Origin of the sequence: Paenibacillus sp. 598K, assembly GCF_003851045.1 — a bacterium.
Taxonomy (GTDB): domain Bacteria; phylum Bacillota; class Bacilli; order Paenibacillales; family Paenibacillaceae; genus Paenibacillus_D.
This window is the reverse complement of the sequence record NZ_BFBX01000095.1, coordinates 56,301-79,234: the sequence shown is the minus strand read 5'-3', so window position 1 is coordinate 79,234 and position 22,934 is coordinate 56,301. Positions and strand designations below refer to the sequence as shown.

Below are 22,934 nucleotides of genomic sequence, written 5' to 3'. Positions count from 1 at the left end.
TTCACTCCTATACTCTTCATTGTATATCCAACATTGGCTATTGGCTTAAAAAGAAAGGCCGCAGCTTCACGGCAATTCCGACTTGCAGATCTCGATCAGACGTTGCACAAACGAGACGTCCAGCTCCAGCATAGCGATCGCATTGTCAAAGGCAGCCTCCGCATAGGCGGATAATCCATACTCTCCCTTAATGCGCCGACCGATCTGCCACTGGCTCAGCAGACTCTCCAGCTCGGCGAGATTGGCCTCCAGACGGGACAGCCTCTCCCGCGGCGGCAGCAGCTCGATCCAGTTGAGCGCGACGACGAGATCGGACTTGACCGAATGCGGCGGATGCGCCAGCGTCTCGCTGACGAGCCGCAGCAGCTCCGCCTCCCCGCTCTCCGTGATCGCGTAGATCTTGCGGAGCCGGGCCCCAGTGCGTTCCTCCGCCTGGGCGACGATCAGCCCGTCCTTCTCCAGCTTGTTGAGCGCATAATAGATCGACCCGGACAGCAGATTGGCCCATAGATCCATCCTACTCTGCTGGATTAGCTGCTGGATCTCGTAGCCGTGCATCGGTTTGTCGCGCAGCAGCGCCAGGATAATGAGATTCGTCAACGGCGCACCTCCTTCGGCCCATCATATAGCCAACGTTGGTTATTGAGTTTTAGTATAACCGGAGAGGCACGCTATCGTCAAGAGCTTGCGGCTGTTTTGGCGGCGGTCGGTTCGGTGGTCGATTCGTCGCTGTCTGTGCGCCCTGTCCTCGTATAAGCGAACAATCGGGCTGCCAGCAGCAGCGCCAGCACAGCCATAGCCAGTCCGGCCCAACCAAGATGGCCTACAGAGGAGCTGCTGATGACCCAGCCTCCGAGGCCGGAGCCGAGGGCAAAGCCGAATTGGATAAACGACGTATTGACGCTCAGCGCAATGTCTGGCGACCGGGGCACCAACGTAACCAAATACAACTGCTGCGCCGGAGAGGTCATCCAGGTGCCGACCATCCATAGCATAATCAACGGGAGGATCGCATAGATCATGCCGCCTGACAAGGAGAGCAGCAGCATCGTCGCGGCCTGGATCGATAAGCCGATATAGATCGTGAACCTGGGGCCTCTCTTGTCCGCTGCGATCCCTCCGATCCGGGAACCGACGAAGCTGCACAGCCCCGCCAGCAGCAAAATGCCGGAAAGCGTCGCCCCGGACAAGTCCGCATTCGCTTGCAGGAAGGGCGTAATATACGTAAACAGCACTGCGTACCCGCCAACATAGAGCAGCGTAATGAGAACCGCCAGTACGATCTGCTTGTTCCTCAGAATCGACAGCTGCATGCCGAGCGTCATCGCCTTCTGCTCCTTGATCGACGGCACCTTGAGGACAACCGCGAGCAGCGGGATGACCGCCAGCAGCCCGACGATGACGAACAAGGCGCGCCAGCCGAGCGACTCGCTCACTAGCGTGCCGAGGGGGACGCCCAGCACCAGCGAGCTGCTGAGCCCGATCAGGATCGTGCCGATCGCGCGTCCGCGATGATGCGCTTCGACCAGGCGCGTGGCGACAGCCATGGCGATCACCGTCGCGGTGCCGCCGCTCAGCCCCTGGATGATCCGGGTGACGAGCATCATCTCATACGACACGCTCGCATAAGCCAGGACGCTGCTCAGGATGAACAGGGCGAGCATGAGCAGCAGCATGCTGCGTCGGTCCGCCCGGATCGTCGCCGCGACCACGACGGGCGAGCCGATCGCTGCGGCAAGGGCGAACGCGGTGACGAGCATGCCCGCAGCCGACGTCGTAACCTCCAGCTCCGCCGCCACGATCGGCAGGATGCCGCTCAGGATATACTCGACCGTACCGATCAGGAACACCGCAAGCGCAAGCAAATAAACCAACCCTCTATTACTCACAGCGCCTCCTCCTCCTCGATTGGAATCTGGATCTCGATGAGATTCACCCCGTCTGCATCAGGAAGCGGCACATAGATCTCCCTCCCGGGCTGGTCGCCGCGCACGCGGTAGCCCTGCTGCTCGATCCATTCCGCCAGCTGCAGGCACGCCGTCTCGGCATAGACCGAGTCCGAGCGGAACAGCATCGTCGCCATCAGCTCCGCAGGCAGCGCATGCACCGCCAGCGACTCGGGCGCCAGCAGCAGCTCCGAACGAATGGCGTAGCCCGCCTCAAAGTCGAATTGATCGGGCGACTCATCCGACACGTCCCATAGCACCATACGCGGCCCGGTCAGGACGGATCTGGCCTGACCGCCCAGCAGACGCTCGCAGACGTCAAACAAAGAGGGGATATCCTGCGTCGTGCCTCGGGCAGCATAAGCAACCATGCGCATCGATTCGACGCGCTTCAGCACGACCTCCTGCTCCTTATCCATCGTACCTTCGCGCTCTACCAGCTGCATCCGTTCCTTTAACCGGGACAACTTGGAGAGCTCCAGCTCCAGCTGGCGCTGCACCTCGCTTTCCTTGAGCGTCAGCATCCCCCGGATCTGCTCGGAGGATATATCGTCCTGGAGCAGCTGCGCGATTTGCGTCAGCGTGAATCCCAGCTCCTTGAATATGACAATGCGGTTGATCGTGAGCAATTGCTCTGCCGCATAGTAGCGATAGCCGCTCGACTCGTCGATCTTGGCCGGCTTCAGCAGCCCGATTTGATCGTAGTAGCGCAGCGTCTTCATCGGAATCCGGCTCAGCTTGGAAAAATCGCTGATTTTGAACATTCCCATTCACCTTCTCTTCTGTGTGTTGCTTTGAGTTTATACTCTCCAGTCGAGTGTAAAGTCAAGAGCTTTTCGCAAAAAATAGAGACAAGAAAAAACCGCCTACCCGTAAAGCTCATCGGATAGGCGGTCATTAGTCATATTATAGTCTGCGTTGTCTTCTCTCTCTTCTCTCGCGAACCCACAGGGCGATCGCCAGCAGCATCATCGCCGAGCCGACCCATGGCAGCACCGGTGCAGACTCGCCGGTCTTCGGCAGTTGGCCCTGCAGCGGGTTGGACACGACAGGCGATGCCGGAGTCGATGGCGGCGAGACCGGTGTCTCCTCGCCCGGTACAGGCGGGGTCACCGGAGTTGACGGCTCTTCCGGATCTTCCGGGATCGTCGGGATACCGCCTGGTGTCAGCGGACCTTCCAGCTCCTCGAGCGGAATCTCCAGCGGCTCCGGCGCATGCGGATCGATGAGCAATCCGACGTCGATCGTCCGGTTGCGCTCGCCTTCGCCCAGGTTGACCGGCTCGCTGAAGCCCGATCCGTCGGCATTGGAGTCGACGGTCCGGTCGTCGCCAGCCAGACGCGTCGTGAACTTCATGCCGCCAGGGCGTACGAACTTCACCGTGTATTCGCCTGGCAGCAGATCGTCGAACAGATAGTAGCCGCGGTTGCCCGCCGCATCGTCTGCTGTAACGACCGTGTCCAGCAGTTGGCCCTGCGCGTCATAGAGCTCGACGCGCACGCCGTTGATGCCGCGCTCGCCGGCATTCTGGGTACCGTTGGCATCCTTGTCGTACCAGACGTAGTCGCCCAGCTGTGCCCGCGCGATCCGGACATATCCGGCGTCTACGGTCAGATTGCGCTCGCCCTCGGCCAGCGTGATAGCCCCAGTAGCGCCGCCCTCGCCCGCATCGGAGTCGCGCTTTGGATCGCGACCCGCTCCGCGCACGGTGGAGCGATAGCCGTCCGGCGTAAGGAACTTGACCGTATACGTGCCCGGCGTCAGCTCCTCGAACAGATAGTAGCCTGGCTTGCCGTCGGCATCGGATGCGGTGCGCGTCGTCGAGACCAGCGCGTCATGACGGTTGTACAAATGGACGGTTACGCCGTCCACGCCTTGCTCGTCGGCATCCTGGATGCCGTCGCCGTTCGCATCCAGCCAGACGTAGTCGCCCAGTCCGCCGAAGAATGGAATATACGCCGGCGGGATGATGCGCAGACCGGCATCGATGGTCCGATTGTCCTCACCCGGCTGCAAGACGAACGGCTCTACCCGTCCATCGGCTTGTCGCGCAGCAGCGCCAAGATGATCATGTTCGTCATGTCTTCACCCGCTTCCCTCAGTAACCAACATTGGATATACAACGTATTGTAATGGATGCAGAGAGGGACGCCAAGCGACTACAACACTCGCTTCGCATGAATGATAAATCTTGCATCACTCACCTCATACGTGCACGTTACTAATGTGAGCAATTGATCGTCTGACGAGACACTCACGCCTGTGGGGTAGCGCGATTTGTCTATTATTTTTTGCAAATAAGCTTCGTAATCCTGTTGATCTGCAAATTCATAGGCAAAAAACTGATCGTCAGGAGAGTAGATATAGACCGAAAAAATCTCCCACGCCGTCGCTTCCTCTATGCTTTCAAACGTAATCATGGGGTGCTCACGGTAATACGCTGCGTCCTTATACTTGGCCAACTCTCCAAACATACTGCCATCCTTCATATGATGACCATAGATCACCGTATGGATATCATCCCTAATACTCGTATTTCGATAGTCCATAAAGATCGAGCCCCGTCTGGAGGCTTGCTTGTCTACGTTATGATTCAGATAGAAATCGTTATCATTGGATTGAAGGACAGGGTAATCTATCGAAGTATTCTCAATTCTGAGCCAGCCGACAATATCCGAATTTATCTCGTGCAGCCTATGAAAGCGTGCTTGGTATTGCTGCTTTATTTGTTCAGCTGTAAGCTCGCCTTGTTCGTCTCCGCTGTTCTCCAATGGTGTGAGCTGAGAGGCCTCAATTTGCTGCCTCATACGATCATTCAGCTGATTGCTCTTGTAACCATCGTACAGGTACAACGCTAATTGATAGCCGCTATATAAAAAGATGGCAACCAGAATGAAAAGTATCGCTTTTCTTGCGTTTGTTTTCATGCTATCCCTCGATTGAATTCAAACGTTACCTCACCATTATAGCCCAAAAAAGGAATGCGTACATTCCGAATGGAACGTACGCATGTATGGTTTACGTTTGAAGCTTATTGTTTTTGAGCTCTTCTTCTACCTGTGATTAGCATAGCGAGAAGTAGCAATCCACTACCAGCAAACAGCCACATCATTGTTGTAATCGCATCGCCTGTTTTCGGCAATTCATTGCTATGATTGACCCCACCTACTGTCGCTCCGTTATTGCCTGTGTGCGTGCCATCTTGTACAGAAGTGTTACCACCCATACCGATGTTGCCACTTTTAACATCTGTGTCGTTATCAGACTCGCCAGAGCCTCCACCTGCGCCGTTATTCGAGCCAGTGCCGGTGCCAGTGCCCGTGCCCGGTGATTCTCCACCCGTGTTGCCTCCATCGGTATTACCCGATACGTCATCAGCTTTTGTATTGACTACCGTGAAGGTTTGAACCGATCCATCCACTGTAATGTTCACCGAGATTACTGCATCGGATTTCGTGTATAACGCTGGTGCAACTAGCTCCTTCAACTCATAAGAACCATAAGCGATATCTTGGAAGCTCGCTGTACCCGCACTATTACTTGTAGCAGTACCTACTAGCTTGCCGTTGCTATCGTACAAGCCAAACTGTGCCCCTTGAAGGGTTTCATTCAGCTCATTGACTTTAGTAACGACAATATCACCACGAATAGCTTTGTTTTCTATCGTTCCAGCATGATACGTTTTCCCGTCCTCTGTTACAGTGACAGGTAGCGTAGCTTTGGAAAGAATATATCCTTCCAGCGCTTCGAGCTCCTTCACAACGTATGGACCTACAGGTAGATTAGCAAAGGTTGCTATACCCTCAGCATTCGTTGTGCTGCTAGCAAAAGGACTGGTAAAGCTAATATCGGTCGCTTCGTACAGCTCGAATGTAACGCCCGCAAGCTTCACGCCTGCATCATCCACCTTCTGTACCGTTACACTGGACCAAGGCGTATCATCACTACGCTCGTTAACAATCGTCACCGATTGGAAATTTGAATTCCAGGAAATTGTAACTTGTTCCTCTTTGTCCGTTTTCACGTAGTTAGCAGGAGCTTCTAGCTCTTTAATCGTATACGTGCCTTCAGCTAAGGAGTAGAAGCGAGCCATGCCTGAGTTGTTCGTTACCGCTTCACCCATGAAGTGACCTCGTGCGTTGTAAAGGCCGAACTTCGCTCCGGCAAGTGTATCTCCGAACTCATTCACCTTTTTCACTTCGATGGTTCCCAAAATCGTGTTAACAGGCATCGCTGTATTCTCAAAGGTCCCAAGATCATACGTTTGACCTTCTGTTGTCACAGAGACCGTTAACGTTTCATCGGATCGAAGGTAGCCGCCAGGTGCGACAATTTCCTTGATGGTGTAGTCGCCGTATTCCACATCCTCAAAACGGACTAAGCCATCACGATCTGAAATGGCGACAGCCAGTTCATTGGTAAATGCCGTGTCGTTCGCATCATATAGAGCAAATCTTGCATGCTGCAACAAGGCGCCACTATATTTAGCAACTTTCACAAATTCAATATGACCTTTAATAATGTTGTTTGTTACATACTGTGGCAGGGTTGATGCGGTTAGATGCGTTACGGTCGTTCCGTGCTCTGCGGTAGTAATTTCTACCGTTGCAACATCTCCCACGATTGGATTGTAACCAACAGGCGGTGTTTTCTCGCGAATCGTGTAGTCGCCTACCCGCACATCAACAAAGGTTACCTTACCCTCCGCATCACTCATTACAGTATCCACAACATTGTCGCCAGAGTCCACCAGCTCGAACTCCGCACCCGGCAGTACCTCGCCCTTATCATTCACTTTCACAAACTCGATATCGGCTTCAACAAGCGTATTGGAAACCGGATCCAGTGTAATCGTAGTATTATGATTACTAGCGGCAACTGTGACCGTGTGTACGTCTCCCGTTAACGGGACGTAGCCATGCGGTGCAGCCGTTTCTCTAATGGTGTAGCTTCCCTCGCCAATGTTCGTAAAGGCTACTGAACCATCAGCCAAGCTGGTTCGAGATTGCACGAGCGTATCCTGACTGTCGTATAGACCAAAGGTAGCATTTTCTAGCCCTTGACCATTCTCGTCCTGCTTCACAAACGAAATATTGGCTTGAATCAGCTCGTTTGTTACGTCCCCAAGAGCTATCGTTGTGCCATGCACAGCCTCAGTAATGGCAATAGGGGTGCTATTGATATTGCCTGTAATCGGAATATATCCAAAAGGCGTACGCGTCTCACGGATATAATAGGTTCCAGCCAACACATTCTCGAACAGCACAGCGCCAAGTGCATCCGATATATCCGTTGCGATCGCTCCGTCGGAGCTATCATATAACGTGAATTCAGCCCCTGCTAGTGCAGAACCGGAATCATCCAGCTTCACCAATGAAATGTTCGCACGAATCAAGCTATTGGAAACCGAACTATACGTCAAGGTTGTATCATGGTCCGCTGCAGTCACCTCAACAGCATGAACAACACCTGTTAACGTACGATAGCCATCTGGTGCTTGCATTTCACGAATATCGTACGCACCGTACACGACATCTGCAAATGCTACAACACCTAAGCTGTTACTTGTAGCTGTAGCAAGTGGTGTGGACGTTGCATCTGCTCCGCGAGGGAACAACCCAAACTCTGCACCTGCTAACGGGTTGCCTACTTCATTCTGCTTGATGAACTGTATATTTGCGTTAATCTTTTCATTAGCAAAAACCAGTTCCAAAACTTTAGGCGTATGTGAAGCTGCCAGTGTTAATGGAATGGCATCTTCTACAATAGCGCCTGTTGGCGTGGCAGCTACTGGCGTGCCGTCCAAACTTACATTTCCACTCAGAAGATAGCCTGTTGGTGCCTCTACCTCTTTGATATAGTAAGGCAGGTCGAACTTGATTCGATTAAATTCCAGTTCTCCGTCCACGGTTGCTTTTTCTTGAACCTTGTTCCCATATTGATCATATAAGGCAAAGGTTGCACCGGATAATTTAACGTTGGTATCATCTACATCTACTTTATGAACGATAAATTGACCGAGATTACCGTATCCCATGCTACCAGCTTCCAAGAAGGTGACTGTACGCCCATCACTGGACTGGTACGCTCCATCAATGGGAACGGCCACATCGTCTTTCGAACCAAACAGATTAATGCTGTTTGTGAAGCTGGAACCCGGGGTAACCGTCTCTGTTACATACGTACGGAACGACAGCTTGTACGCTTTATCAATCGTCTCGGTCGGAAAGTTGAATCTGAATTCTCTCGTCGTCGCGTCATAGACAATATGCGAACCATCCAGTGGTATGGATGTACCTGCACCCAACCCGTCATTTCCGTCCGCTGGAATACTGTCAGGTACAATAATGGCTCCACTATATGCGATGAGTTCCACACTGGTTGTGTCTAGCTCTAGGCCTGCTTGCAGGTTATCGATCAACCAGAAGCTATCGACATCCAGCAGTTGATTCAGATTGACGGCATTGGAGTTCAGATAGACAACCCAATCCACATACTTGTTACCGAAAGCAGTCGGAATACCTTTTTTACTTACAATATGATTCCTAATGGTTTGCGTTGCCGGATCGGTATTGGATCTTGTCGTGGAATCATGGGTTAATGTTGCTTCATTCGTCACATTAAAATTTCCATTATTTAACGTGTTATTTTGTGACGTAAACTTGGACAGATCCGTAATGGCTGTTTTGAATTCAATCGTATATTGCTCTGTAATACTTGCATTAAAATCGAAGGTGACGACACCTGTCCCACTTTCACTAACGGTTACCAGATTGGTAACTGGATTCCCGCTAAGATTAAGAACGCTGACGCTGTCAGGCAGGAAAGTTAGTCCGTCAGGAATCGCATCGACAATGCTTACGTTGGGAAGTACAATCGCATTGTACAGACTAGCATCGGTCCCTGCTTTCGCTGCACTTGGGGTCGTTGCCCCATTTTCATTAACAGTCAGCTTCCAAGTAATCGTACGTTCAGCTACATTTAGATCATAGCCTTCGGCATCTTTTTTCAACACATTGCTTGTATAGTTCTGCGTGCCTGTGCTCGTACGGGTAATTGTCCCACTCGAGAACGCAGCTGTATTTGAGAAGCTGCCGCTGGCATTAGCCGTGATGTCTTGTGTCGAAGCTGGCTTTGTGTCAAACGTAATGGTGTACCTGGAATTAATAGCAGAACTAAACTCATAGGTAAGTGTTCTGGTTGCAGTATCATAGTCGAATGCACCGCCAGCATAAGCATTGCCTTGATGGTCCACAATTCGAGCAGACCCTTCAATATACTCTTGCGTGCTTGGAATTACATCCGTAATTGTTGGTGCATCCAAGTTAATATTGTCATTATTAATCGAAATGGACCACGAAATGACACCATTCGCCCGGTTATACCCCGCACCCGACTTGGTGAATAAGTTACTTCCAACGCCTACTGAAGCCTCTTTTACTACTCCGGTTCCAGTCAGACCCTCCCAGGTCAGGATCGCTTCGTTTCTGAACGTATAGGAGCCATTGGTTTCAAAGCGAGTGAAGTCAATCTCCGTTTCGTACGTAATCGTAACTTCGGTCGTAATATTACCCAGGTTGAAAGTAAGCTCAGGCCCGTTTACACCCGGAGTAACACTAGCACCATTTACAGTTGCTGTTCCAGTAATATAGGTTAATCCAGATGGAAGTGTATCCTGAATAAGAGCATTGTCAAATTCTAACTCGTCTTCATTGACAACTATCGTCCATGAAATATTCTTTGTGTTGCTTGATGTTGTTGTAGGATCATAGTTTCCTGACTTGCTCAAAATATTGAGTGGAATGGTGACCGTTTTCGGGCTATCCACATTCGTGGTCTGGTCATCGTCATGCTCAAGGGAAGCGGAATTCGTTACAGCAATGGACGTATCTCCAGCTTCCAGCGCCGCAAGCAAGGCCGATTCCTTTAATGACGTAACAAAGGTGATTTCTTGCTGGGTTGTAATGTCACCCAATGCAATCGACAAGTTATTGTCAATCACGGTTACACCATCAGTAGGTGCCACACCATTAATTCTGATCGATGACTGATCTAGAGTTTGACTAGCTGGAATCTCATCCACGAGCACGGCATTGTTCACAGCGACATTCTCTTTGTTGACCGTAATTGTCCACTCAATGTCTGTTCCGCTCGTGATCGCGCCATCCTTTTGTACAGTAACGGGGTCCGGCTCAGGTAGCGGAGCTTCTTTGAAAGTGAGCGTTACGGTTTGGTTTGGAATACCAAACGAAATATCCGTCGCTGTACCATCGTCATTAATGTGATCTTCGTCAAAATTACCCGCTAAGAAAAACGCGCCACCTACATTAGATAGCGTCTCAACGCTGTTCGAAAAAACAAGCTTGATCTTGTTGTCAGCCAACAAATAAGCTGTAGCCACAGATGTGTTTTCATCTGGGATATCCAGGGTGGTTATCTGTAATTCTTGACCTGCTGGAAGTTGCGGTAATTTAATCGCTGCAGGAACATCGAAGATAATGTAGTCTTCCTCGGCGATCGTATGTACATTCGGCACGGTAAACTCATAGTACAACATAAATTCAGTATCTTTCTCTAAATCAGGTGTACCAACAAGGGTAGTACCCGGCATGGAGCCCGTCTTTTCTCTAATATCTACACCTGTTATGAATTGTGAAGCGACTTCACTCGTCACATCATTGCCAGTCCCTGCAGCGTATGTAAATAATACGTTTGAAATGGAACTGACCTGCAAGGCAACAACGAGCAAGCACATAAATAAGATTTTTGCATATTTTCGCACGGGGTTCTCTTCAACCTTTCTTTTCAGAGGATAATAAAGCGATTCTGACTGAATTGGTCACCCACCATGATAAAACTTGGACCTCTACAGTTTCTGAAATATCCGTTGCGAGGGCTGAGGGAGTTAGTGGAGCGGGTGATTTGCGGGGTGCCCGGCAAATAGAGGAAGAAAGGTGTGCTAGCGTGTAAGGTAAGCCCCCTCGCCGAGGCGAGGGGGCCGTTATCTGTAACGCGCGCCTCAGGGAATGCCTCGGCATAGGCCTGCCGTTTTTGCTCCAGGTTCGTTCCCTCCGCCAGATCAATAGCTGCTGTCACTCAGAGGCGGTCTTCCGGCGACGCGGCGATGAGCGCCTTGGCGGTCTGGTGATACCCTGATAAATACCGCTCACGGTCAGCTCCCGCCCCACGCCGCCTAATACCGTCACCACCCGGTCTCCTACCTGTTTGCCCCGACTGATGGCTAGCAGATTGGGGAGGGTTAGCTGGTCCGCCTGCTCTGGCGTTCCCCCGCTTGCATATTGGATAGGGAAGACCCGGAAATCGCCTTGCTCGACGTAGATCGTTTGTGTCTCCCCTGCCGGATCGATGACTTGCCACGCGCGCCCGCCCGCCAGTGAGGCATCCGTCAGCCAGAACGTGATAAGGTATTCCCTTGCCTCAATTTGACTAGCCAGTGCCGTCCAGTCCTCCTCATGTAGGACAAACCGCTTGGAGCTGACTAACGCGGGGTTCATCTGAATATCCCGGACAAAAGCGGCAATTCGCCAAGTCATCTCTCCCTGCTCCGTGATGATGCGAACGAAATCTCCCTCTTGGAGCTTGAAGAACGACGGACGATTGGTCAGCGGAGAATTCGTCGATGGCCGCCTGGTCGATCTGCCCTGCATGCATCTGCACCACATGCGGCACCGCCGCAGCCTCGAAAACCCGGGACACCGAGCTGCTTAACTCAGCGACCATCAGAGCGGCTGCAGCCGCTAGTGCCGCGGATGACTATCTACACGCTCCCCTTCGTTATGCAGCAATCGTCGAGCCCCTCCGGCCAGTAGCGCCATGGCGGCGCTGACCGTCAGCACCACCAGATAAACCCGGCTGCCCGCACTTCTGATCAACAGTCCGTACACCAGTTGTCCGAGGGGGGCTGCACATTGAGAAACCATGGTAATGATGGCCAGGACTTTGCCCAGATGGAACGACGGCGTTTCCTTTTGTACCCGGCTAATGACAGCGATCGAAATCATGGTCATCAACCCGGCAACCGGCATCGCGCACGCCAGGAACAATAGATAAGTCCCCTCATATCCCGGCGGCAGACCAAGAGGGGCGAGTGACAGCCCTAGCGACGCCAGCAGGACTACAATCACGTAGAGCCAGCGATACAATACCGGTACGGCAAAATGTTTGGCAAGCTTGCCAACCGACAGCGCGCCCACGAGGACCGCGGCCTGAATGAGGCCGATCCCCATGCCATAGCGCATATCACTACTCTCCATGACGACCCGGAGAATGTAAGGAGCGCCAACCAGAAAAAACGGCGTCAGAATGAAATTCAACAGCGCTGCCAGAAGGACCGCCTTGCGGATCAGACCCTGGCGCGAGACATAGGCAAAGCCGTCCTTGAGATCTTGAGCCACGGATGGGACCGGGCCGCCGCTTCGCACGCGAGGAATGCGAATGAACAACAGCAGGATACCGGAGAGCAGAAGTGCGACGGCACTGGCCCCTGCTAGTACCGGTGCCCCAACCAAGCTATAAAGGACACCGCCAGCAAGGGGCGCCGCTACAGCAGACAAAGCTTGCACACCGCTGACCATGCCGTTGGCCTGTTCCAGGCGATCCTCTGCCACCAACTGGGGAATGCTCGCCAGCACGGTTGGCGAATAGATGGCGCTGACGGCTGCCAGCAGCAGCATAAGTCCACCAATGAGCGCAACTGGCGGCTCTCCCGCCGCCATTGCCAGCAGCAGCCCCAAGACAATGACGCTCCCGGTAAGGTCTAGCAGAATCATCAGCCGCCGGCGATCCATCCGATCCGCGAGAGCACCTCCTACCGGCGATAGCAGCAGAGGCAGATGAGCGAGCGCCAGCATAAGCGCGAACAGATCGGCTCGGCCCGTCAGGTCGAGGACATAGAGCGACAACACGAATCGGATAAGCGCCGTGCCCAGCACCGAGATGATCTGTCCGGCGATGAGCAGGACGAAGGAGCTGGAGAAGCGCGGTCGAATCGGTTCCATATAATTTCCTTCTTTCTGTGAGGGTGTTGAATCGGACAAGTTTATAGACCGACCGTCAGTCTATATGACTCAAAACGAAACGCCCGGACAGCACGGCATGCGCTTATGCTCCGTACTGCCCGTAGACGATCCTAACCTGGGTTGAACCGGCTGGCACGCTAGGGCGTGTTTGCAAACCCGCTCAGGGGCATCTTAGGCTGCCTTCCGAGTATGCAAACACACCCTAGCCGTCTGTCTCCTCGGACGAGCCTGCTAACCGCTCAAGCATGAAGTCGAAGCTGCCCCGCTCGGCGACGAGCGCGTGCTCGATCATTCGTACAAATGCTGCGGCGCGCCGCTGCGCCTCCTCCGGCTGCCACCGGAACAGTCCTTCATCGAAGATGACCTGCGCGGAGGCCAGCAGCAGCTCGACCGTCTCGCGAGGGTACTCGGTGCGGAACAAGCCTTCACGCACGCCCTGCTCGGCTACGTCGCCTAGTACCGGTCCGAGATGCAGGATCGACTGGACGAGACTTTTTTGATGCATCTCGGCATTCTCGAGCTGGTGGAACTGCTCGATCATCCGCTCCTTGTTGCTGCCGCTGGCAGCCGACTGGGCCATCAGGATCTGCAGCAGCTTGCCGAGCACCGGGATGCCCGGATCAGCCGCGATCCGGCGCGCTGCGGCCGCATCGGCTTCGACGATCCGCATGATGATCGCATCCATCACTTCTTCCTTCGACTTGAAGTAGTAATAAAAGGTGCCCTTGGCAATCCCAACAGCCTCCAAAATATCGATAATCGTCGTTTTCCCGTAGCCCTTGGCGGTGAACAGATCTTCTGCTCGATCCAATATTTCCTGGCGTCGTTCCTCCGGCGCTTTGATCGTACGCATCGTATACCTCCCTTACTAGACTGGCGGTCGGTCGGTGTATCTCTATTAAACACCCGCACGACTATCGCTGTCAATCCCGCCTCAAGCACAAAAAGGCGGCCTCTGACATCAGACCGCCCCAATCTCCAGCAACAGGCTATCGCACTCCGGCTCCAGCGGGCACCGCTCCCGGATTTGCTCTCCGAGCGTCCTGGCCTCGAAGACCATCCCCTCGGCTCTCAAAAACCGGGCCACCCGCATCGCATGATAATACCAGATCATCCGCAGCTGCTGACGACGCGAGGCCGCCCATGGATAATCGAGTCCCTCCAAATAATCGCCGGTAAACCTCGCGATCAGCTCCAGATGCTGATGCAGCGTAGCGCGCGTCAGCTCGGGCGCTTGGGCTACGCCGCGCTCCCAACGCTCCACATCGGTGGAGAAGGTCTCGCTCGGAATCCAATAGCCCTCGTCGGCGCTCAGCACCTGAGGCGCCTCGCAGCCTGCCAGCGCCCGGCGCAGCTGGTAAACCGTCGTATACAGCCTGGCATACGCCCGCTCCTCCTCGGAGTCGTCCCACAGCAGCTGGGCGAGCACCTCCTTGCGCACCAGCCGTCCATCGACATGGAACAGATAAGCGCACAGCTCCTTGGTCTTCTGCGTCCGCCACATCGGCTGCATCGGCGCCCCTTCGTCGTCGACCAGCTCCATGCCGCCCAGCAGTCGAATCCTCGGATTGCTCTCGTCTCTGGCGGCTCGCAGCTCCATCTTGGCCGCCGCACGCTGCAGCGATTGCTCCAGCCTGACTGCGCGGAGCGGCTTCAGCAGATAATCCAGCGTCTCCTGCTCGAACGCCGCGATTGCGTGACGGCTATGCGCCGTGACGAAGATAATCTGCGTCCTGGGAGCCACCAGATTCATCCGCTCGGCAAAGGCCAGACCGTTCAGCTCCGGCATGTCGATATCGAGGAACAGCAGATCCGGCCGCTCCCGCAGCGCGACCCGGTACGCTTCCTCCGGATTCTGGTACATGCCGATGATCTCCACTCCCCCAATCTTGCGGAGATGCTTTTCCAATCCCTGCAATGCCAGCCATTCATCATCTACGATCAATACTCTCATCCTGCGCGGCGCCTCCTCGGAATGAATCATCACTCTCCAGAAGCTATCGTAGTCGACGCCGCTCTACAGAATCTCCACAACTCGCCGATTAACGCGCGCGCCAGCCCTCGTACCAGCCCCGGGTGCGAGGATCGGGCGGCTCGCCCAGCTCCTCCTCCAGCAGCTGGCAGAGCAGCCGGTACTGTCGCTCCACTGCGATCCGGTTGCCCGCAGCGGCATAGAGCTGCATCAGCCCCAGATGCAGCTCCTCCTCCTGAGGCTGCCGCTCGCTCAGCTGATGATATAGCGTCAGCGCCTTGTCGGTGGAGTCGTGATCGGCGTACCAGCGAGCCAGCCGCAGACCCAGCTCCAGCCAGCGCACGCTGAGACGATGACGCTCGCCCTCGGCCCACCAGTAGTCGTGATCCTCCAGATAATCGCCCTCGTACGCCTCGATGAGCTGGGCATACCGCGCTTGCGTATCCGCCGACAGCGGAGGGAGCTCCCGCAGCTGCCGCTCCCAACGCTCGATGTCCAGCTCCACCCGATCCAGCTCGAGACGATAGCCGTCCGAGGCGCTGACGAGGCGCAGATGATCGCCATGCGGCTCCAGCGCCTTGCGGATATGATACACCGTCGTATATAGCTGCGGGTAAGCCCGCTTCAAGTCAAAGTCCGGCCACAGCAGCTGCGCCAGCTCGTCCTTGCGCACCAATCGGCCGCGATGATGGAGCATATAGAGGAACAACTCCTGGGCCCGCGAGGTGCGCCACGTAATTGCCGGCGTCTCGACGCCGCCCGTCTCCACCATCAGCTGTCGGAACAAACGGATCCCGAGCGGCCGATTGGACGGAGCGGCAGGCAAAAGCGACTCCTGGGCGCGCTGCTCGATTCGGAGCAAGGTTTTGGTCAGTCGGTCGCGACTGAACGGCTTGACCACATAGTCGATTGCATTGAGTTCAAAAGCTTGGACGGCGTACTCGTCGTAAGCGGTGACGAAGACGATATGAAGCTGCGGCCGCAGCTCGAGCAGTTGCTCCGCCAGCTCCAGTCCGCTGATCTCGGGCAGATGAATATCCAGAAACACGATATCCGGCGGTTGCTCCATAATCGCCGCTTTTCCCTCCAACGGGTCGTTGTAGCCGCCCAGCACCTCTATATTCACTTGCTTAATGCCCGTCAGTTGTTTCGTCAAGTATTCCAGAGCCAGACGCTCATCGTCGATCAGGATGGCTTTCATACCCAGACTCCTTCTGTCGGTATTAGGCCTGCTTGGTTATGCCCATGCAGTCTGCCACTCCTATTATACAGGAAGCAGCGCCTCGCGTCTCACGCTTCGTCTCATAGCTGTCGCAGCAGATTCGCCAGACGGTACGGGCAGCCCCTTTGCCGAACTCAGGCCCATAACCAGGACAGGCAGGCCCGGAGTCGTCCTCCGGGCCTGCCTCGCGCCTGACCTATTACCGCTCGAGCTTGAGCTCGACCTCGCCAACCTCAGACTGCAGCGTCAGCTTGGGACCGCCACTGCCGATGGCGCCGACCAGCTTGCGACCCGACTGCTCCTGGATGTCCAGCCCTTCCAGCTCCGAGCGTACGGAGCCCAGCTCGCTGCTCAGCGATACCCGGGCTGTCGCCGGCGGCTCGATCAGGCCGACCGTTACCTTGCCGACGCTCGTCTTGGCGGTAACGTCGTCCTTCAGGTCGAGGCCCTGCATGACGATCTCTCCGGCTTCCGTCCGCGCGTCGATCTGGCCCGTCACCCGATCCAGGGCGATCTGCCCCGCATCCAGCTTGACCTCGACGCGCATCGCGGCGATCTCCTGCACCTCGATGCGTCCGAAGGCATTCGTTACGCGCAACCGGTCATAGACCTTCTCCGGCAGGGCGATGTTCAGCCGCCGCTCGCCGCGCTGGTCGTCGCCGATGGTACGGCTATTCTCCTTGACATCGAGCTGCAGCGTGCCCGACTTCAGCTCCGACTTGAACTTCACCTTGTTATGGATCTGCCGATCCATCAGCAGCTCCACCTCGGCCTGGCCGCTGTCGCTGCGCGTCACATAGATCGCCAGCGCCTCGCCCTTCACCTCGATGGCATTCACGTCCTCTGCAGCATAGGTGCCGCTGCCCGTACTGACCAGCTCGCCCGATCCCGAGCCTTCGCCGATCATCGAGAGCTCCAGCTTCTCCGGCATCTTATCCAGCCAGCCGCAACCAGTCAGCGCCGTAGCCAGCACGGTAGCTGCCACGAGCACGCTTAAGGTTCGGTTCGTCTTCTTCATTTCGTTGTCCGCCCTCTTCCTGCAGCGATTCCCGCTGTTGTATGAGCCTCATTGTACACCAGCGGGCACTGCATCGCCACCGACCAGAGGCTGTAGCGGACCTGGTCTCGAGTCGGGGACGGGAGGGGCTGCTATTCAGACTTCCTAATCGAAGATACTAAAGCCCAGCCACTCGCCTCCGTACAGATCACGACCGTCCATCGTCGCCACGTTCCCAAAGGACAGCTCCATGCTGCCTAACTGCTGAAATCGATCAGCTGGCAGCAGTACCACCGCCAATCGCTCGATGCGCTCGCCCGGCTTCAACTCATCCTTGACAGACGTGCGCATGTCGGTCATTTCTGGCACGCTCCCCGACAACGCCTCGGAGCGCAGGACGATTTTGATGGTATTCACATTAATAGATTGACTCGAATTATTCTTCACGCTATACTTGGCGGTCAGCTCGATGATGCCCTTGTCGCCGAAGCCGGTGAAGCTCTTCCGGTGCTCCGCCTTGACGTCCACCTGGGCCCACTGATAACCGATCAGACCCAGCTCGATCCCGTTATGGGTCTCCTTGAAGTCCGGAGTTCGTTCCTTCAGCACTTCCTTATAGGCCAGCCCTTGATCGACAAGCAGGTTCTGATACGGCGGGATCGCCTTCTTACGCAGATAATCGCCGCTCCCGATCCGCAGCATGCCGTCGTCCTTATCGGGCATGAAGAACATCCGAGACGCCGACGAACCGTCTTTGTACCGGAACAAGATCGTATAGCCTTGAACCGTATACGTTCCCGATGCTTCCGAGCCCGACGTGATCGTCGACGATACCCCTGTGCCAGACCCGCCGTCCTCGGAGCCATCCGCCGTAACTCCGGTCCAATTGCTATCGGTAAAGGTCCCGTCTGGACGGAATACATACGTACTTACCCGCGCCACTCCCGTACCGCCTGGTGCGCTCGTGTAGCCGCTCGCCTCATACTTGCCATCCAACACCTTGCGTTCCAATGGAGCATGTCGGGTGTAGGCATCGCCATCGATGACGACATCGCCGCCCGGCTTGATCTCCAGCGTATAGGAATTGCCATTGCTCAGAGTCAGCTTGCCTCCCTTGACTTCATAAGTGAGGCAGCCGTCCTTGGCGCAGTCGAGCCGGTCAACGCCGGTCTCTGGCAACTCCTGGATGACATGGCGGTCATCCACGAAGAAGAACGTGTCCCAGCACACCCCGCCGCAGCTCCGGCTGCCGAGCAGGTCAAGCGAATGGCTAGCGTACAATCCGCTTAGTCCCTTGGCGGACGCCGCCGGGGGGCTAATACCTTGATTGACCTGACGCTGCGCCTCTTCCTTGGTCAACCCCAGAGCGCTCTGGTATTCGGGGCTGTAAATGCTGATCGTGCGCTGCTCGGCGTTCCAGCCCACTGCCGCGCCTGTCGCCTCCCCGACGAACCGCAGCGGCACCAGCGTATGACTGCCTGCGATTCTTCCGGGACTGTCCAGCGTCACGCGCTGGCCGTTCACCGTGGCGCTGGCGCTATCGATCACCAGCGAGAAGCTGTGCTCGCCTTTACTGCCCCTTACCGTCTTCGTCGATGCATTCCAATCCAATTTGATGCCCAGCGCCTCGAACAACGGCCGCAGTTGAACCACCGTCGATCCGTTTTGCAGCTTGGGCTGAATCGCGAAGACGACCGGTTGGCGATCAACATAGACCTGAATTTTCTCTTCTGCCGCTACGGCTGAGGGCACCACCAAGAGCAGGAACAACACCACCGCACTGAGCCCTGTTTTTGACCAGTGGAGCGCTGGCTTTACTACCGACATCTGACATCTCCCCTTTGCTCGCGTTTTCCGATTTTTGGTCGTGTATAGCTTACGCACATATCGGATAGCAAGCAATAGGCCGGGGGAAGCAAATTGGACCGCGCAATGAAGCTGCCCTATCCGCACAAGGAAAATAGTCCCAGTCATCGGCGTCTGAGGGCGTAATAGTGTGCCGCAGCTCGCCTGCCAGCGCGAGGATGCCCTACCCTTTGATCGACCCAAGCAGCGCCCCCTTGGCAAAATACTTCTGCAGGAACGGATACACGAGCAGGATCGGCACGGTCGCAACGACGATGACGGCCATCTTGATCGTCTGCTCCGGCGGGGCGACGTAGTCGGCGTCAAACGCCCCGGACTCGTTACTCATGCCGGTGGCGAGGATGACGATCTGCCGCAGCACCACCTGCATCGGATACTTGAGCGAATCGTTCAGATACAGGATCGCCCCCATATACGTGTTCCAGTAGGTGACCGCATAGAACAGCGAGATCGTCGCCAGCGCCGGCAGCGACAGCGGCAGCACGATGCGGAACAGGATGCCGAAGTCGTTGCACCCGTCGATCTTCGCCGACTCCTCCAGACCCTCGGGCAGGTTCTGGAAGAAGCTGCGAAGGATGATCAGGTTGAAGGCGTTGATCGCCGTCGGCAAGATAAGCGCCATATAGCTGTCGATCAGCCCCAGCTCCCGGACGACGAGGAAGGTCGGGATCATGCCGCCGTTGAACAGCATCGTAAAGACGACCATGAACATGATGACGCGGCGGCCGTCGAGATCGCGACGCGACAGACCGTATGCCATCAGGCTGGAGAGGAACATGCTGATCAGCGTGCCTCCCAGGGTGACGCCGACCGAGATCGCCATCGCCCGCAGGATCGTATTGGTCGAGAATATATAGGCGTACGCATCGAAGCTGATCGTCGTCGGGAACAGGATGAACCGCTTGGCGGACATCTCCGCCGCCGTCGTCAGCGAGCCGGCCAGCACGTGGATAAACGGCAGCAGCGTCACCAGCGCGATGATCGCCAGCAGCAGCATATTGATGCCGTTGAACAGCCGGTTGCCCCAGCTTTTGTCTTCAACCATGCGGGGTTGCCTCCTTTGCGTTGTGCGGGCATGTCATCAGTAGATGCCCTCCTCGCCGAATTTTTTGGCCAGCCAGTTCGCGAACATGATCATGATCAGCCCGACGAACGACTTGAAGAAGCCGACGGCGGTACTGTAGCTGAACTGTCCGTTGCGCAGTCCGGCGGTATAGACGTACGTATCGAAGATCTCCGCGACCTCGCGATTCATCGAGTTCAGCAGCAGATACACATGCTCGAAGCCAAGCTCCAGCACATCGCCGATCTTCAGGATGAGCAGGATGATGATGACGCTGCGGATCGCTGGCAACGTGACATGCCAGATCTGGCGGAGCCGGGTGGCGCCGTCCATGCGGGCGGCCTCGTACTGCTGCGGGTCGACGGCGGCGATCGCCGCCAGATAGACGATCGTCCCCCAGCCTGCCTCGCGCCAGATGACCTGGAGGATATACATGGGCCTGAACCAGTCGCTGCTGAGCAGGAAGTTGATCTTGCCGAAGCCGAAGAACGCCAGCAGCTCGTTGATGATGCCGCCATCGAGCGTCAGCATGACAAAGGAGATCGAGACGATGATGACCCACGACATAAAGTGCGGTATATATACAATCGTCTGGACGATGCGCTTGAACATCAGCAGACGCACTTCATTCAACATCAGGGCAAGGAGGATCGGGATTGGGAAGAAAAAGAACAGATTGTACGCGAACAAGACAATCGTGTTGCGGAAGATCATCCAAAAGGTCGGTTCCGTGAACAAACGCTCGAAATGCTTGAGCCCGACCCACTCGCTGCCGGAAACGCCGAGGTACGGCTTGTAATCCTGGAAGGAGATGACGAGCCCCCACATCGGCAAATATTTGAACAACAAGAAAAAGAGCGCGCCCGGCAAAATCATGAGATACAAATAACGGTTCTTGATGATCCGTCTGAACCGCTCGCCTTTGTGCGAGATGACGAGGCCGGACGCCCCGGAACGCGGGTCTGGGGCCGGTGTCCCGGGACGGGTGGCGGATGGGGATGGATTCATAGCCAGTCTTCCTTTCTGTGCCCGCCTGGCGGGCTTGTCATGTCGGTGGATGGCGAGTCGGAGCGAAGGACGCAGTTAATTCGTTGCGCCCTTCCTCGTCCTTGGCCTCGCGCATCCGTTACTGGATCGCCTGGTAAGCCTCGCTATACTCCTGGATCATCTGATCGCCGCCTTCGACGCGCCAGCGCTCGATCGCCTTCTCGAAGCCAGCCTGATCGATGTTGGCGAGCACGTACTGATACGTCGCATCGGTGATGATCTGCTGCAGCGCGCTGCCCCGCTCGATGTAGGTCGGCGAGTCCAGCGGTGCGGACGGATCATGGATGAGCATGTCGTTGTTGGCCTCGACCAGCTCCTCGGCGAGCGCCCGCGCCGGCAGCTCGAAGTACCCCTTCAGCATGCCGTCGATCGTCTCCGGTCCGCCGACAGCCCAGGCGTTATGCGGCTTGACGTGCGTATTATCAGTGACCTGGTCGACCGTCTTGTTGGCCAGACCGTCCTTGATCTCATAATGCTCGCCCTCGATGCCCCAGTTGAGCAGGTTGGCGCTCTCGGCGCTCATCAGTTCATCATAGAAGGCGAGGATACGGTGCAGCTCGTCCTCCGTCTTGACCGCCGACTTCGGGAACAGGACGACGGAGCCATAGCCGGGGATCGCCCAGATGCCCTTGCCGCGCGGCCCTTCGATGCCGTTCGCTACCGTCAGCTCAGCGTCCGGATTCATATCCGCCAACTGGTTGGAGAGCGTCAGCACATCCGGCAGCGAGCCGATATAGACGCCTGCCTTGCCATTGACCAGCAGATCGATCTGGTCGGTCTTGCTCGTCACCGGGAAGTCTTGGTTCATGTAGCCCTTGCTATGGATATCCCGGAAGAAATTCAGCGTATCCATGTATGCCTCATGCATGAATTCCGGCTGGAAATTGCCGCTGTCGTCGACCGACCAGTAGTTCGGGGTTCCGAAGTACGAGCTGACCGTCTTGAAGGCGCCGTAGATCAGATCGCTGCGGTCGGTCAGACCGATCGTATCCGGCTGGCCGTTGCCGTCGGGATCATCCTCGGTGAAAGCCCGGATCATCTCCTTCAGATCGTCGGTCGTCTGCGGCGCCTCCAGACCAAGGTTGTCGGCCCAGTCCTTGCGGTAGATGACGCCCTGACGAGAGAGCGGACGCTCCAGGTACAAGGTGTAGATCTTGCCGTCGACGGCGGTGTTGCGCAGCACGTCGGGATTCAGCTTGCTCAGGTTGTCATACTGGGCCAGCAGCGGACCGATCTCCCAAAACTGGTCGGCGCGGATCGCATCCTTGGCGAAGTCCGTGTTCTTGGCGTAGACGACCATCGGCAGCGAGCCGGTCGCAAACGAGGCGTTCAGCTTCTCTTCATAGCTGCCGTCCGGCACCCACTGGAACTTGATCTTCGTGTTGGTCTTCGCTTCGATCCGCTCGGGGATGATGTTGCTCGGCACCTCCGCCGTATGCTGCGTGACCATCATCGTAATCTCGAACGGCGGTTGCTCCGCCCCTTCGTTATTGCCCCCCGCTTCGCTTGCCGGCGTGTTCGCGCTGCCGCTTCCTCCGTTTTTGCCGCTTCCTCCGTTGCTGCCGCTGGAGCAAGCCGCCAGCAGGCTGACCGTCATGATGACAGCGACGCACAGCGCCATCATGCGTATACGTTTCTTTGTCGTAGGATTCATGGATGTAGACGACCTCCTTGCACTCGATTATTTGGTTGCGCTTCCACCTTATCTCGCGGCGGTCGTTACCGCTATAATCATCTCCTCATAAACCCAGGCGCAGCAACGGTTCCCGGCCCTGCGAGGCC

General features: G+C 55.8%; 16 protein-coding genes. All 16 read right to left on the bottom strand.

The genetic code is table 11. The features are described from left to right. Window positions 1-66 precede the first annotated feature (66 nt). Complete coding sequence (locus tag PA598K_RS25445) at window positions 67-600, bottom strand: PadR family transcriptional regulator (protein ID WP_128659656.1); 534 nt, start codon at window positions 598-600, stop codon at window positions 67-69. A 77-nt stretch (window positions 601-677) separates the two neighbouring features. After that, entirely contained in the window at window positions 678-1,889 is a 1,212-nt protein-coding gene (locus PA598K_RS25440; RefSeq protein WP_128659655.1) for an MFS transporter, read from the bottom strand. Then, window positions 1,886-2,710 carry a MerR family transcriptional regulator gene (locus PA598K_RS25435; protein WP_128659654.1) on the bottom strand — a complete coding sequence of 275 codons (825 nt, stop codon included), beginning with the start codon at window positions 2,708-2,710 and terminating at the stop codon, window positions 1,886-1,888. Before PA598K_RS25435 ends, PA598K_RS25440 begins: the two co-directional genes overlap by 4 nt. 142 nt (window positions 2,711-2,852) lie before the next feature. Further along, window positions 2,853-3,962, bottom strand: a complete 1,110-nt coding sequence (locus tag PA598K_RS25430; protein ID WP_128659653.1) for an SdrD B-like domain-containing protein — start codon at window positions 3,960-3,962, stop codon at window positions 2,853-2,855. 143 nt (window positions 3,963-4,105) lie between these two features. Next, the gene (srtB, locus tag PA598K_RS25425; RefSeq protein WP_128659652.1) at window positions 4,106-4,873 is read right to left on the bottom strand and encodes a class B sortase; all 768 of its coding nucleotides are present in this window, start codon (window positions 4,871-4,873) and stop codon (window positions 4,106-4,108) included. A gap of 104 nt (window positions 4,874-4,977) precedes the next feature. Beyond that, the gene (locus tag PA598K_RS25420; protein WP_128659651.1) at window positions 4,978-10,728 is read right to left on the bottom strand and encodes a SpaA isopeptide-forming pilin-related protein; all 5,751 of its coding nucleotides are present in this window, start codon (window positions 10,726-10,728) and stop codon (window positions 4,978-4,980) included. Between the two features lie 310 nt (window positions 10,729-11,038). After that, window positions 11,039-11,500 carry a hypothetical protein gene (locus tag PA598K_RS25415; RefSeq protein ID WP_185602223.1) on the bottom strand — a complete coding sequence of 154 codons (462 nt, stop codon included), beginning with the start codon at window positions 11,498-11,500 and terminating at the stop codon, window positions 11,039-11,041. Between the two features lie 204 nt (window positions 11,501-11,704). Next, window positions 11,705-12,964, bottom strand: coding sequence for an MFS transporter (locus tag PA598K_RS25410; RefSeq protein WP_128659649.1), 1,260 nt, complete (start codon window positions 12,962-12,964; stop codon window positions 11,705-11,707). A 223-nt stretch (window positions 12,965-13,187) separates the two neighbouring features. After that, window positions 13,188-13,838, bottom strand: coding sequence for a TetR/AcrR family transcriptional regulator (locus PA598K_RS25405; RefSeq protein ID WP_128659648.1), 651 nt, complete (start codon window positions 13,836-13,838; stop codon window positions 13,188-13,190). Between the two features lie 108 nt (window positions 13,839-13,946). Continuing rightward, complete coding sequence (locus tag PA598K_RS25400) at window positions 13,947-14,939, bottom strand: response regulator (protein ID WP_185602222.1); 993 nt, start codon at window positions 14,937-14,939, stop codon at window positions 13,947-13,949. 88 nt (window positions 14,940-15,027) lie between these two features. Beyond that, on the bottom strand, window positions 15,028-16,158 hold the full coding sequence (locus tag PA598K_RS25395) for a response regulator (RefSeq protein ID WP_128659646.1): 1,131 nt from the start codon (window positions 16,156-16,158) through the stop codon (window positions 15,028-15,030). Window positions 16,159-16,378: 220 nt separating this feature from the next. Then, entirely contained in the window at window positions 16,379-17,197 is an 819-nt protein-coding gene (locus PA598K_RS25390; protein WP_128659645.1) for a DUF4097 family beta strand repeat-containing protein, read from the bottom strand. Between the two features lie 144 nt (window positions 17,198-17,341). Beyond that, the gene (locus PA598K_RS25385) at window positions 17,342-19,003 is read right to left on the bottom strand and encodes a copper amine oxidase N-terminal domain-containing protein (RefSeq protein WP_185602221.1); all 1,662 of its coding nucleotides are present in this window, start codon (window positions 19,001-19,003) and stop codon (window positions 17,342-17,344) included. A gap of 202 nt (window positions 19,004-19,205) precedes the next feature. Beyond that, window positions 19,206-20,087, bottom strand: a complete 882-nt coding sequence (locus PA598K_RS25380) for a carbohydrate ABC transporter permease (RefSeq protein ID WP_128659643.1) — start codon at window positions 20,085-20,087, stop codon at window positions 19,206-19,208. A gap of 36 nt (window positions 20,088-20,123) precedes the next feature. After that, window positions 20,124-21,113: an ABC transporter permease gene (locus PA598K_RS25375; protein ID WP_128659642.1), complete on the bottom strand. Its 990-nt coding sequence runs from the start codon at window positions 21,111-21,113 to the stop codon at window positions 20,124-20,126. Between the two features lie 118 nt (window positions 21,114-21,231). Further along, window positions 21,232-22,806 carry an extracellular solute-binding protein gene (locus PA598K_RS25370; protein WP_128659641.1) on the bottom strand — a complete coding sequence of 525 codons (1,575 nt, stop codon included), beginning with the start codon at window positions 22,804-22,806 and terminating at the stop codon, window positions 21,232-21,234. Window positions 22,807-22,934: the final 128 nt, after the last annotated feature.

Excerpts from the sequence above, each read along its gene's own strand:
- PA598K_RS25415 (WP_185602223.1), bottom strand. The coding sequence starts at position 11,500 with ATGACTTGGCGAATTGCCGCTTTTGTCCGGGATATTCAGATGAACCCC.
- PA598K_RS25435 (WP_128659654.1), bottom strand. The coding sequence starts at position 2,710 with ATGTTCAAAATCAGCGATTTTTCCAAGCTGAGCCGGATTCCGATGAAG.
- PA598K_RS25395 (WP_128659646.1), bottom strand. The coding sequence starts at position 16,158 with ATGAAAGCCATCCTGATCGACGATGAGCGTCTGGCTCTGGAATACTTG.
- PA598K_RS25400 (WP_185602222.1), bottom strand. The coding sequence starts at position 14,939 with ATGAGAGTATTGATCGTAGATGATGAATGGCTGGCATTGCAGGGATTG.
- PA598K_RS25405 (WP_128659648.1), bottom strand. The coding sequence starts at position 13,838 with ATGCGTACGATCAAAGCGCCGGAGGAACGACGCCAGGAAATATTGGAT.
- PA598K_RS25375 (WP_128659642.1), bottom strand. The coding sequence starts at position 21,113 with ATGAATCCATCCCCATCCGCCACCCGTCCCGGGACACCGGCCCCAGAC.
- PA598K_RS25380 (WP_128659643.1), bottom strand. The coding sequence starts at position 20,087 with ATGGTTGAAGACAAAAGCTGGGGCAACCGGCTGTTCAACGGCATCAAT.
- PA598K_RS25370 (WP_128659641.1), bottom strand. The coding sequence starts at position 22,806 with ATGAATCCTACGACAAAGAAACGTATACGCATGATGGCGCTGTGCGTC.
- PA598K_RS25390 (WP_128659645.1), bottom strand. The coding sequence starts at position 17,197 with ATGAAGAAGACGAACCGAACCTTAAGCGTGCTCGTGGCAGCTACCGTG.
- srtB (WP_128659652.1), bottom strand. The coding sequence starts at position 4,873 with ATGAAAACAAACGCAAGAAAAGCGATACTTTTCATTCTGGTTGCCATC.
- PA598K_RS25385 (WP_185602221.1), bottom strand. The coding sequence starts at position 19,003 with ATGTCGGTAGTAAAGCCAGCGCTCCACTGGTCAAAAACAGGGCTCAGT.
- PA598K_RS25410 (WP_128659649.1), bottom strand. The coding sequence starts at position 12,964 with ATGGAACCGATTCGACCGCGCTTCTCCAGCTCCTTCGTCCTGCTCATC.